11 protein-coding genes are annotated in these 12,366 nt (G+C 38.1%); 7 read left to right on the forward strand and 4 right to left on the reverse strand.

What is annotated here, in order from left to right:
• Positions 1 to 18: 18 nt before the first annotated feature.
• The 6 genes from F0919_RS06385 (at position 19) to F0919_RS06410 (ending at position 5,991) form a co-directional block, all read left to right on the forward strand.
• Positions 19 to 744 (forward strand): shikimate dehydrogenase family protein, encoded by a 726-nt coding sequence (locus tag F0919_RS06385; protein ID WP_150031871.1) that lies wholly within the window; start codon positions 19 to 21, stop codon positions 742 to 744.
• Positions 745 to 907: 163 nt separating this feature from the next.
• Positions 908 to 1,216, forward strand: coding sequence for a PadR family transcriptional regulator (locus tag F0919_RS06390; RefSeq protein WP_216629375.1), 309 nt, complete (start codon positions 908 to 910; stop codon positions 1,214 to 1,216).
• The gene (locus F0919_RS06395) at positions 1,209 to 1,907 is read left to right on the forward strand and encodes a hypothetical protein (RefSeq protein WP_150031873.1); all 699 of its coding nucleotides are present in this window, start codon (positions 1,209 to 1,211) and stop codon (positions 1,905 to 1,907) included. The genes F0919_RS06390 and F0919_RS06395 overlap by 8 nt, the downstream gene beginning before the upstream one ends.
• A 2-nt stretch (positions 1,908 to 1,909) precedes the next feature.
• Complete coding sequence (locus F0919_RS06400; RefSeq protein WP_150031874.1) at positions 1,910 to 2,563, forward strand: alpha/beta fold hydrolase; 654 nt, start codon at positions 1,910 to 1,912, stop codon at positions 2,561 to 2,563.
• A gap of 95 nt (positions 2,564 to 2,658) precedes the next feature.
• Positions 2,659 to 5,226: a DNA gyrase/topoisomerase IV subunit A gene (locus F0919_RS06405; protein WP_150031875.1), complete on the forward strand. Its 2,568-nt coding sequence runs from the start codon at positions 2,659 to 2,661 to the stop codon at positions 5,224 to 5,226.
• 153 nt (positions 5,227 to 5,379) lie between these two features.
• A complete protein-coding gene (locus F0919_RS06410) occupies positions 5,380 to 5,991 on the forward strand; it encodes a bifunctional nuclease family protein (RefSeq protein WP_150031876.1) in 612 nt (203 codons plus the stop codon).
• Positions 5,992 to 6,062: 71 nt separating this feature from the next.
• Here the strand turns inward: F0919_RS06410 and F0919_RS06415 are convergent, their stop codons facing one another.
• Positions 6,063 to 7,817: an Ig-like domain-containing protein gene (locus F0919_RS06415; protein ID WP_150031877.1), complete on the reverse strand. Its 1,755-nt coding sequence runs from the start codon at positions 7,815 to 7,817 to the stop codon at positions 6,063 to 6,065.
• A 21-nt stretch (positions 7,818 to 7,838) separates the two neighbouring features.
• Positions 7,839 to 9,350 (reverse strand): apolipoprotein N-acyltransferase, encoded by a 1,512-nt coding sequence (gene lnt / locus F0919_RS06420; RefSeq protein ID WP_150031878.1) that lies wholly within the window; start codon positions 9,348 to 9,350, stop codon positions 7,839 to 7,841.
• Positions 9,351 to 9,506: 156 nt separating this feature from the next.
• Between lnt and F0919_RS06425 the strand changes: the two genes are divergently transcribed.
• Complete coding sequence (locus tag F0919_RS06425; RefSeq protein ID WP_150031879.1) at positions 9,507 to 10,037, forward strand: hypothetical protein; 531 nt, start codon at positions 9,507 to 9,509, stop codon at positions 10,035 to 10,037.
• 35 nt (positions 10,038 to 10,072) lie between these two features.
• On the opposite strand, the gene chrA is transcribed toward F0919_RS06425, so the two are convergent.
• Positions 10,073 to 11,293 (reverse strand): chromate efflux transporter, encoded by a 1,221-nt coding sequence (gene chrA / locus F0919_RS06430; RefSeq protein ID WP_150031880.1) that lies wholly within the window; start codon positions 11,291 to 11,293, stop codon positions 10,073 to 10,075.
• Positions 11,294 to 11,374: 81 nt separating this feature from the next.
• Positions 11,375 to 12,214 (reverse strand): MBL fold metallo-hydrolase, encoded by an 840-nt coding sequence (locus tag F0919_RS06435; protein ID WP_150031881.1) that lies wholly within the window; start codon positions 12,212 to 12,214, stop codon positions 11,375 to 11,377.
• Between the last annotated feature and the right edge of the window lie 152 nt (positions 12,215 to 12,366).

Consider the following 12,366-nt stretch of genomic DNA (forward strand, 5'->3'; position numbering starts at 1 on the left):
GACTACTAATATCTAAAAATGTACGGCATCATTGGTTATCCTTTACTGACAACATTTTCTCCCGGATATTTTCAGGAGAAGTTCAGGCAATTGGATATTGATGAAACCTATCATAAATTTCCATTAAAAAAGATTGATGATTTAAAAGAACTATTAAAACTGCATCCCTCATTAAAAGGCCTGAACGTTACAATTCCATACAAACAAACTGTTATCCCGTTTTTAAATGCATTGGATAATACAGCAAAACAGATTGGAGCTGTTAACACCATTCAATTCAAAGAAGGAAAACTTATCGGCCATAACACAGACACTATCGGTTTTTATAATTCGCTGAAACCTTTATTGGATAAACATCACGACAAAGCACTCATCTTAGGAACCGGCGGGGCTTCAAAAGCGGTTGCTTATGCGTTACAAAAATTAGAAATTCAATTTCAATTTGTTTCAAGAGAAAAAAAAGAAGGCCAATTGATTTATGCTGACTTGGATAACGATGTTATTAAGTCGCATAGGCTTATAATTAATACAACTCCTCTCGGCATGAAACCTTTTGAAGGTATGTCTCCCGAAATGCCATATGCCGCTATAGACTCGGAACATTTGCTGTACGATTTAATTTATTCGCCTGCTGAAACTCCATTTTTACAACAAGGAAAAATAAGGGGTGCGACTATTAAAAACGGATATGAAATGTTGATAGCGCAAGCCGAAGCTGCATGGAAAATCTGGAATTCCATATGAAAAAGGTTGCCAACTTTTACAAAGTTGGCAACCTTTTTCATCTCTCTGTTTCAGAAGTAAATAGATTTCCATCCCAAATTTGATTATGCCTAATTTTTTTAGGTATAAAAATATTTCTTAGTTTTGAAAAAGGATGGAAGCAAGCAAAATTATTAAAGGAAGCATGTCGGCCATTATTTTGCAATTACTGCAAAATAATGGCCGGATGTACGGGTATGAAATAACCAAGGCTGTAAGAGATGGCAGCAGAGGTAAAACAAAAATTACGGAAGCTGCATTATATCCGGCTTTACACAGATTGGAAGAAGCCGGTTTTCTGGAAACGGAAAGTGAAATAGTGGATGGCAGAATACGTAAATACTACAAACTAAACCGGCAGGGTAAAAAAGAAACAGCTTTACAAATAGATGCTTTAAAAGAATCTATTCTTTCGTTGCAAAAAATATTAAAATACAAATTGAAAAATGGATAGCAGGAAATTATCAGGAGAAGAAATAAAGGAAATGAAGCTTTTTATCATTTCACGTTCGAAAAGATTTGAAGAGCCCAGTATCCTTATCGAAATATTGGATCACTTTGCCTGCAAGACAGAGGAAATATTAAGCGAGGATAAATCCATCTCTTTTCGTGATGCCATGCAGAAAGCGCATCATTCTTTTGGAGTAAAAGGCTTCGCTCCGATTGCAGCTGCCTGGGAGGCACATACATTCAAACGATATAAGGCATGGAGAAAACAAGAAATCAGAAACATAGTATTCTCACTTCATGTATTAGGCATATCAGCTTTTAGTTTGTTAGCTGCTAAAATATTTCTCATGCTCAATGCCAGTCAGTTGTTACCGACACATGGGCTTGAAATAATGCTGCCGATTATGATAATTTATTCAATCACAGTTTATCCGGTTATAACTAAAAAATCAGCCGGCAATAAACATCCGTTACTTTATGAAAAGGCACTGGAAGCCAATTATAGTATCTTCGTTATACTTGTCATTTTAATACCATTAATAAATGATTGCGTGAACATTTCTCCTGTTGTAGGCGCTTTGGTAATCGGGACACTTACTATGACATTTGGCATCAACATGATATTAAACAGGAATATGTTGAAGAAAGTAATGGAGGAATCTGTATTCGCAGAAAAACAATTAAGTATGCTTTAAGAATGAATGCTAAAACCTATTTCATCGGTGGTATTGCGACTGATGGGCAATTATACAGGTATCAACTGGAGCACATTCCCAATAGTGTTTACCTGCCCTTCCCCCGACATGATGTTTATGATACAATGGAAACTTATGTTCAAAAGTTTATTCCATTAATTGACACCTCAAAGCCTTTCAATATTGCAGGATGTTCTATGGGCGGGATTATGACTATGGAACTTTTAAAGCATATCCATCCTGAAAAAGTTATTTTAATTTCTTCTGTAAAATGCAGAAAAGAAATGCCTTGGAAGTTAAGGCAGCTGAAACACACAAAACTTCACAGGTTGTTTTCAGGCAGCATGTTTATTAAGAGCATTGAATATGGGAGCCGATTTATCAAAGAAGTAAATACAACCCAACATCTGAGAGAACAGATCATTTCAATGGCAAAAAATAACAGCCCTGATTTCCTTTATTGGTGTGTAAATGCCATCGTAAATTGGAATAGCAACTCAGATTACAGAAAGGATATTATTCATATTCACGGAACGAATGATAAAATGTTTCCGATAAAAAATCTGAAAAATGTAATTCCTGTAGAAAAAGGGACGCATAATATGATTTTGAGCAATCCTTCCTATTTCACTGATTTTCTGCTGAAAACTTTGTAATATTAAATAAATATCCATGCTTATTTATTAAAATTTTCCCTTGCTGCCAATTTCTTATTTTTGCATCCGCATTCTCAAATAATATTACCGGAAAGATGACTGATACTGAAATCGAACATGAAGAACACAGCGCTGCGTCCATTAATAAAATGTACGAAAACTGGTTTCTGGAATATGCAAGTTATGTAATTCTCGAAAGGGCTGTGCCGGCTATTGAAGACGGATTAAAGCCTGTACAACGCCGTATTTTCCATGCCATGAAAGAGATGGATGACGGCCGATATAATAAAGTTGCCAATATCATCGGGCAAACCATGCAATATCATCCGCATGGCGACGCTTCGATAGGAGATGCTATCACAAATCTTGGACAAAAAGATTTGATGATTGATATGCAGGGTAACTGGGGCGACGTGCGTACGGGTGACAGTGCAGCTGCTGCGCGTTATATTGAGGCACGTCTTTCAAAGTTTGCACTGGATGTGGCTTTCAATGGCAAGACTACGGAATGGCAATTAAGTTACGATGGCCGTAAAAATGAGCCTGTGACTTTGCCTATGAAATTTCCATTGTTACTGGCACAAGGAGCAGAAGGTATTGCCGTAGGGCTTTCCACCAAAATATTACCGCATAATTTTATTGAAATATTAGATGCTGCCATCAAACATCTGAAAGGCAGAAAATTTGAATTATATCCCGATTTTCAAACCGGCGGTATGATTGATGTAAGCAATTACAATGATGGTAACCGGGGCGGAAAAGTGAGGGTAAGAGTACATATTGAGGAATTGGACAAAAAGACTTTATTGATTAAATCAGTTCCTTATGGCGTAACAACACAGCAGTTAATTGACAGTGTACTTAAAGCAAATGACAGCGGTAAGATCAAAATAAAAAGCATTGTTGACAATACGGCGAAAGACGTAGAACTATCCGTACAACTGGCCCCGGGGGTTTCGAGTGACCAGACGATTGATGCGTTGTATGCTTTTACTGATTGTGAAATTTCTATTTCTCCGAATGCCTGTATAATTGTTGCCGACAAGCCAAACTTCGTTGGCGCAACAGAACTATTGAAACATTCTGTTGAACACACGAAAGATTTATTGAAAAGTGAGCTGGAAATCAAATTGAGAGAACTGGAAGATGACTGGCATTATTCCTCACTTGAAAAGATTTTCATCGAAAAGCGCATCTATCGCGACATCGAAGAAGAAACAACCTGGGAAGGTGTTTTGAAAGCTATAGATAAAGGTTTGTCTCCTTATAAGAAATTGTTCAGAAGAGCAATCACACAAGAAGATATTACAAAGCTTACAGAAATAAGAATCAAACGTATTTCTAAATTCGATTCGTTTAAAGCGGATGAACATATCAAGGCAACGGAAGATAATATTGCCCAGACCAAACATCATATTGAACATCTTACAGACTTTGCAATTGCATATTATGAAAATATTCTAAAGAAATATGGCAAAGGCAAAGAGCGTCAAACCGAAATAAAAATATTCGATACCATTCAGGCTACAAAGGTTGCCATTGCCAATGCAAAATTGTATGTGAATTACAAAGAAGGTTTTATTGGAACAGGACTGAAAAAGGATGAATTTGTTTGTGACTGTTCTGATATTGATGATATCATTGTATTCCGCAAAGACGGGACAATGATTATTACTAAGGTGGCAGATAAAACATTTGTTGGAAAAGACATTTTACATTTGGCTGTTTTCAAAAGAAATGATGAACGCACAACTTACAACATGATGTATATGGACGGGGGAAGTGGTGTTGTGTATGCAAAACGTTTTAATGTCACCGGCATTACTCGCGATAAAGAATACGATTTAACCAAGGGCAATAAAGGCAGCAAAGTTTTATACTTCAGTGCCAATGCCAATGGAGAAGCAGAGGTAGTGAGTGTTACACTTTCACCGGGCAGCAGCGCAAGGGTGAAAGTTTTTGATTATTATTTTGAAGAACTTATCATTAAAGGCCGCAGTTCGCAAGGCAACCAGGTTACTAAATATCCGATACGCCAGGTTAAGTTCAAAGAGCAGGGTCGCAGCACGCTTTCTGCTCCAAAGATATGGTATGACAATCAGGTTGGCCGTTTGAATACGGATGGCTATGGCAAATTACTGGGCAGTTTTGAACAGGATGACAGAATTATTGTTTTCTACAAAGATGGCCAATATGAGTTGACTGACTTTGATTTGGGCAATCGCTATGAAGTATCACAAATTGTGCGGATTGAAAAATTCAACCCTGAAAAAGTTATTACAGCTGTATATTATGATGCAGACAAAACACAGTACAGTGTCAAAAGATTCCATATTGAAACGCAAACATTGAAAAGCAAATTTTTGTTTATAAAAGAAGGCGCTAAAAACAAACTGGAGTTAGTTACAACAGATCCCGAGCCTGTGGTAACATTAAAATTGGGTAAGAAAAAATCGGACGCAAGAGAGGAAGTGGTTGATTTAACGGAAAAGGTAGGCGTAAGCGGATGGAAGGCTGTAGGTAATAAGCTTTGCGATAAAGACTTACTGGAGATTGTCTTTGAAGAGAAAGAACCGGAACCTGATAAAGATGAAAGTGCCGCAGAGAATGTGCCTCATAAAGAAAGAAAAGAAACCAATGATGATGCACCAACGCTTTTTTAAGGGAGCTCCGAAATATTTTCAGCTGATTTTGCTTAAAATATTTATTTCGACAATACCTGAGAAAGCATATTGGTGTTCTCAACAACAACGATTAACTTCACAATTGCATTGAAAAGAAACCGGCTTTTTGAAGCCGGAGCGATACATTAAAAGATGAAAAAAATTGAACTTGAAATAGTGGCTTTGTCAAGCAGCGTAACCCAAACACATTCATACGCTGTTGTACTTGGTGAGATTAATGGCCTTCGACGTTTACCTATTGTAATTGGCGCGTTTGAAGCACAGGCAATCGTAGTTGCGTTAGAACGCATAAAGCCCAGCCGTCCGCTTACGCACGATCTTTTCTATAATTTTATGCTGTCCTTCAATATTGAATTGAAAGAGGTATTGATTTACAAACTGGAAGAAGGCATTTTCTTTGCACAATTAGTTTGCACCAACGGGAAAGAAACCATTGAAATTGATTCAAGAACTTCTGATGCTATGGCGTTGGCGGTCCGCATCGGTTGCCCCATTTTTACTTACGAAAACATATTGGATGCTGCAGGTTTGTTCATGGATCAGACAAATGCACCAAAACCTTCTGCATCGGGAGATATCAATGAAGAAACGATAGAAGAAATTGAAGAAAGCACTGCTTCCGATTTAAAATCATTGACTTTAGATGAATTAAACGATTTGTTGCATCAGGTTTTGGAAAGCGAAGATTACATGAAAGCCATTGCCATAAGAGATGAAATAAAGCACAGAACAGGTAAGGAATAAAATACCAAAGAAATATAACAAAGAAAGGGTTTGCAATAATGCAAACCCTTTCTTTGTTCATACGATTACATTTATCTTCTGATTTCAAATTTTTGAATTACAGAGCCTTTATCAGTATTAATTTTCATGGAATAGATACCATTTGATAATTGAGTTACCCGAAGCGTAATACCTGATGCCGAAACAGTATAAGGCAATCTGATTTTTTGTCCTAAAATATTGAAGACTTCTATGTCCTCTATTTTTAAGGCATTATCAAACGTAACATTTACAGTTTCATTTGCAGGATTAGGATAGAAACTAAATACATCTTTCAAAGCAGTATTACCAATACCTGTAGTACTTGCCGCATCATAAACGTCCACTGTTCTCTGACGATACGAGTTGGAAGTTGAATCACAATCTCCCACCATAGTCAGGTGAACTGTATAAATCCCGTTATGAGCATAAGTATGTTGCTGGAAAAAGCCCAAAGCTACAGGAGAGCCATCGCCAAAATCCCACTGATATTCTGTAGCGAAAAGCGCTCCCAAAACATTAAATGTATAAGTGGCAGGAGAACCTTTCACGGCATTAATCTCGCCCAATGGGAAGCTCTTAATAGTAATGCTCACATTATCTGTTGCTGTACAATTAAATTCGTTAGTAACAACAACAGCATAATTACCTGTTTCGCCAACATCACGTGTTTGCGCAGTAAATCCGTCATTCCACAAATAAGTGCTGCCTGCATTTCCTGCATCTAAAGTAATAATAACCCCGGGGCAGACAATTGTATCATTGCCGAGATTCACAATCGGAAGCGGATTATGATTTACTATAACAGTATCACTCTTTTTGCAATTTCCGATACCGGTTACCGTAACAAAATAAGTACCGGGCGCATTTACTGTTCTTGTAATATTTGTGCTTCCATTGTCCCATAAATAAGCATAGGACCCGCCTGCATTAAGCGTCACAGGTACATTTGAACATACTGTAACATTTGGCCCAAGATTAACCGAAGGAACAGGATAAATAGTAGCGGTCACGGCCGTTCTCGGACTTTCACAAAAAGGCGTTATATTTCGTTTTGCGGAAACATAATACGTAGTCGTTGTACTTAATGATGGTGTGGTAAATGAATTCCCTGTAGTCAACAGATTGCCTCCGGCGGGAGCATCATACCATTGAACCGTCGCATTGCCGGTACATGTAGCGTTTAACGGAACGGTACCCGGACCACAACTACTACTGTCATGCTTCGACAATATCATAGCACCGATACATCCGGTATTTATCTGAGGATTAACGAGTGCAAGATCTTCTTGCCCCGATATCTGAAAAATATAGGTCGTATTAGGAAGTGCATCAAGTGTAGGTTTAATAACCCATTCCATTTCCGTTCGTGCTGCATCTCCCAGATTCATAGAGGAAGGTCCGGCACTACCGGCAATAATATGCCCTGCAACAAATGTTCCGAAAGTAGTGGAGCCCATCTGATTGGTGGTTGCCTGATTATTTGATACATTGAGGCTTGTAGTATAGGCAAAAGCCTGACCTGCACTATTGTCCATAACGGTCCAGGTACTTCCGTTATCCGAAGAATATTCCAAAGTATTTTCTACAATTGAAATATCACCGTCAGCATTGTCATTATCCAATTCCAGACGCAGCCTGAACCTTGAAGTGTCATTTACGGTAATTGGTGTGTTCTCTGCTGCTTTCCATGTAGCAGTGGTTTCGTTTCCATCATCATTCCGCCACCTGTATTTAGTTTGCCGTAAGGATGCAAACATTTGGGTTGCGAAAAGTAAAAAGAGTAAAGAAAGTAACAATTTTTTCATATTGGGCAAAATTTGATTTGATTACTTAAAGAGAAATCTAAGAGAGGCAAATATGATTGTCAATATACAAAGAACAATCAACATAAAGTTAGGAATTTTTGATATTAAACTTCTATAATCATTCTTTGTTAACACTATTTTGGATACAAACCCTTCGTCGCTTTGCTTTGAGTCTGTAATAACTCCGGTAGCGGCAATTTTTCCTGAAATACCTAAGTTGCTGTTGACAGCAATATCCCGCCTCACTTCAACGGCTCGTAAGCGGGCACTATTGAAATGAAAGTCTTTCATAAATGACACTTCGCTAAACCATCCATCGTTGCTGATATTCACCAAATAATCAGCATCATTTCTTACCATGTCAATTGCGGAGGCAGCAACAAAGGCTTCGTTGCATATCAAGACACCAATTTTGCCTTTCGGAGTTGGCAATGGCACTGTCGAACTTCCTTCTTTCGCATAAAAACCGTCTGTACTGTTTAAAAAAGGCAATAAAAAAAATGATATTGGTTTTTCGGCAAGGCTCAGCAAAAAACGCTTATCGTACCGGCCCGAGACTTTCCCGTCAGGTAATATACAGTACGCAGAATTATAAACTGCGTTACTGTCATAAACAGAATTCATGCCTAAAATCTGAATAGTATTTGCAGCACCGGCATTCTTCATTACTTCCTGTACAAATGCGTCGTCCGGTTTATAAGTCCAGGGGACGGCAGATTCTGTCCATACGACAACATCCGGTTTTAAAGCATTGGCTTGTTGATTAAGAGCCAATAAATTTTTAACCATCTGCGGACCGTTGTTATTATTCCATTTTTCTTCAGGGGCAGTATTTTCACACATGATTGCAATAGAAACTGTTTTAGATTCATTGCTTTCATTTAATCCTTCTGCATGTTTGAATAATAAAAAGCAACAGCCTAAATAGCAGGCAAAGAAGGCTGCAGGCTTCCATAATTGTTTCATACCTGATTTCACTAAAAGTAATCCTGCCCAGGTGTTGATAAAGACAACCAGAAAACTTAACAGATATAATCCACCCCATTCGGCAGGTTGAATAAAATACAGATTGCTCACCAAAAGATTTCCCATCTGAAATCCAAACCACGGCATTCCATTAAAAATATAGGCAAGAACCCATTCAGACAAGCTCCATAAAGCGGCTAATAAAACAGCATTTACCCATGCCGGATATTTTTCCTTTTTCAACAAGGAAAACAAGAATAAAACACCTCCAAAAAATAAAGCACTTATAAGTATTGCAACCAAACTAAACAGCCAGCCAAGCATAGAAGTATCACCCACAAAACTTGAAATAATTTTGGGGAACGGATAAAAGGTTGCGATACCCACAATTGTACCATAAAGAAGGCCGGCCCTGAATAATGAATGTTTACCGGAATGGTTCATACCATAAATAAGCGGGATAAGGCAAACCCAGGCTAATAGTGAAACACCATTGTAAAAAATAATAACATACAGTATAGCGGATATCGATACAAACAGATTATGCTTTGTAAAAAGGGTTTTCATAGAGAATTATTTAACTGAAACTATGCTTTTGCAATGGCAGATTGAACCCTCAAATTAAGCATTGATTTCGCTGAATAAAAATTTACAGGAAAATATTTTCTAAAGGCGAGTATGGAATTCCAAAAACAAATGCATCCTGTAATAAAATCAAAAATCATGACAAATAAGATAAGTATTCCAAAACCATGCCACGAAGACTGGAACAATATGTCGCAGGAAGCACAAGGCAGGCACTGTATGGCCTGCAGTAAAACAGTTATAGATTTCACGGATTGGGATGAACATCAGATACTCAGCTATCTTGAAAACAGAAACAATGGAAAGGTTTGCGGACGTTTTAATGCTTCGCAACTGGAAGCTACGCAGGATCGTGAAAATATCTTTCCGGTTATTCTGAAAAGCAATATTTCCATTCTTAAAAAGATTGCGGCCATTGTTTTGCTTTGTTTTGGTGTAATGTCGTCCACACAAAGTTCAGGGCAAGAAAAGATGGGAAAGGTAAAATGTATAGAACAACCTGCGCAAGTAAAATTATTAGGAGAACCTGCCGTCATGCAAACCGATTCAACAAAACAGGTGCATATAGACACCACAAAATATGAACCTCAAATTATGGGAATGATAAAGCCATATCAGCCACCCAAGAAAACAAAAATGCTAAAAAAATCAGCACCTGAAAAACAATAAATAAGCCACCTCTGATATCCGGTGAGCAATGGATATCAGAGGTGAAGTGTAAAGCCCAGAAGTAACCATGCCAACACAATTAACGGCGCCGGTATTTTTGTGAATTGCAATAAGCAAAATGAAATAAATGCAACTACAATGCTCATAAAATCAAAACTACCTTTATTAATTCCCATCATCAATAGAATAGCAGAAGCCCATATTACGCCTACAATAATAGCGTTCATTCCTTCTAACGCCCTGTAAATAACAACATGTTGCTTCAGGTTTTGATAAACAGGAAAAAGAAACAATAGTAATAGTGTGCTTGGTAAGAATATAGCGACAATACTTACAAAACAACCAACGCCCTGCCATACCGGTCCATATTTACTCATGGCCATTCCACCAACATAAGCGCATAAGGAAAAAACCGGACCGGGCATGGCTTGCACCAAACCAAAACCGGTAGTAAGATCTCCTGCACTCAGGTAAGGCATGCCTCCTCTTTGTATCGGAAGCGTTACAAACTGTATCAGCATCATAGGTATCAAAGCCTGTCCACCACCGAAAACAATACTGCCAAAACGATAAAAGTTTTCAAACAAGTTGAATATACGACGATGCTCCCACTGCTGTTGACGCGCTAATTCCGAACAAATACCTGCAATAATAAAGATGATACCAAACAGCCAGAGATTCAGCCATTTAACGGGTTTGGGTTTCCCGGCTTCAGCTACAATCCTTTTATTACTGAAATTCGAGATCAATCCGCCTAAAAACAATAACGCCGGAAAAACCCAGGGTGATTTAATCAATATGGTAGCAAATACAGCAAAAAGCATGATGCCGACAGTAGCTTTGTTAGTAATGCTTCTTTTCATCATCTTGTAAGCAGCATAAGCAACAAAGCCCACTGACATAGGCTGTATATAAAGAAAGAGATTGGTCTGCAATGATTTCTTATCGATATAGGTAACAAGAAATGAGAATGCAGACATTAATAAAGTGGCAGGCAAAATCCATATTAATAATGTAAGGATTGCCAATGGAACACCTCCTCTTTTATATGCAATTAAGGTGACAGTTTGCGTAGAAGAAGGACCGGGCAGCATCTGGCAAAAGGCGTTGAATTCAATCAATTCGTCTTCAGTTATATCTTTACGCTTCTGGACAAAAGTCTTCATCATCATTCCTATATGCCCCTGAGGACCACCGAAGGCGGTGAGCGAGTAAGCAAATACTGCTTTCAGGAATGGAATATGACGAAGGAACATTGTGAATTGTCAGTTATAAATAGTCAATAATAATGTGATATTGAACGGTAAACTGCCTATTGACAATTCACTGTTCATTATTTACAAATCATTCACCGTTAAAACCTCACCGGGACGAATGCCTTTTTCTGTTTGCTGAAGATGGCACATTTCATTTTTATAATCGTGTTCGAAGAAGAGAAGCCAATCGTTTGCAGCAGCTTCGCTCAACAATTTCTTCTTTTCATTTAAAGTATCCAACGGACGCATATCATAGCCCATTATCCAGGGCAATGAAATATGATGCATACTCGGCAACAAATCGGCAGCATAGAGAATCGTTTTGCCATTGTAGTTTATTTGCGGCAACATCATAGCTTCCGTATGACCATTCACATAGCGGATGCGGAAATTATCTATCCATTCCTCTCCATCTTTCACATCTATAAAATTCAATTGCCCGCTTTCCTGCAAAGGCATAATATTTTCTTTCAGGAAAGAAGCTTTCTCTCTGTCATTCGGATGAACAGCCCAATCCCAATGTGCCTCATTACTCCAATATTTTGCATTCTTAAAAGTGGGAATTAATTTTTCGCCAATTCGTTTCACAGCTCCCCCTACATGATCAAAGTGAAGATGGGTAAGAAATACATCAGTTATATCATCCATGCTATAGCCTTTGGATTGAACAGATTTCTCCAGACTGTCATTCCCGTGCAAATAATAATGACCAAAGAATTTTTCATCTTGTTTAGTACCAATCCCCGTATCTATTAGTATTAATCTTCCATCTTGTTCAACAAGTAAACAACGCATGGCCCAGGAGCACATATTATTTTCGTCTGAAGGGTTTACTTTATTCCACATAGACTTTGGAACAACGCCATGCATGGCGCCGCCATCCAATTTAAAAAGGCCCGTATCGATAGTATGTAACTGCATATTTGTGAATTGTCTATAATGAATTACGATTCGGGAGTAAAAGTAATAATTTGGGAAAGGTTTGCAAAGTATGATTTTTAAGAGAATAACAGGATTAGTAAAAACAACATATAGCTAAAAAACGGCAAGGCGCTTCGGGAAACCGAAACGCC

The organism is Taibaiella lutea (assembly GCF_008629695.1).
GTDB classification, from domain to species: domain Bacteria; phylum Bacteroidota; class Bacteroidia; order Chitinophagales; family Chitinophagaceae; genus Taibaiella; species Taibaiella lutea.

Bases quoted from the DNA above. Each gene is read 5' to 3' on its own strand.
- F0919_RS06400 (WP_150031874.1), top strand. From the start codon at position 1,910: ATGAATGCTAAAACCTATTTCATCGGTGGTATTGCGACTGATGGGCAA.
- chrA (WP_150031880.1), bottom strand. From the start codon at position 11,293: ATGTTCCTTCGTCATATTCCATTCCTGAAAGCAGTATTTGCTTACTCG.
- F0919_RS06410 (WP_150031876.1), top strand. From the start codon at position 5,380: ATGAAAAAAATTGAACTTGAAATAGTGGCTTTGTCAAGCAGCGTAACC.
- F0919_RS06385 (WP_150031871.1), top strand. From the start codon at position 19: ATGTACGGCATCATTGGTTATCCTTTACTGACAACATTTTCTCCCGGA.
- F0919_RS06435 (WP_150031881.1), bottom strand. From the start codon at position 12,214: ATGCAGTTACATACTATCGATACGGGCCTTTTTAAATTGGATGGCGGC.
- F0919_RS06390 (WP_216629375.1), top strand. From the start codon at position 908: ATGTCGGCCATTATTTTGCAATTACTGCAAAATAATGGCCGGATGTAC.
- lnt (WP_150031878.1), bottom strand. From the start codon at position 9,350: ATGAAAACCCTTTTTACAAAGCATAATCTGTTTGTATCGATATCCGCT.
- F0919_RS06415 (WP_150031877.1), bottom strand. From the start codon at position 7,817: ATGAAAAAATTGTTACTTTCTTTACTCTTTTTACTTTTCGCAACCCAA.
- F0919_RS06425 (WP_150031879.1), top strand. From the start codon at position 9,507: ATGACAAATAAGATAAGTATTCCAAAACCATGCCACGAAGACTGGAAC.
- F0919_RS06405 (WP_150031875.1), top strand. From the start codon at position 2,659: ATGACTGATACTGAAATCGAACATGAAGAACACAGCGCTGCGTCCATT.
- F0919_RS06395 (WP_150031873.1), top strand. From the start codon at position 1,209: ATGGATAGCAGGAAATTATCAGGAGAAGAAATAAAGGAAATGAAGCTT.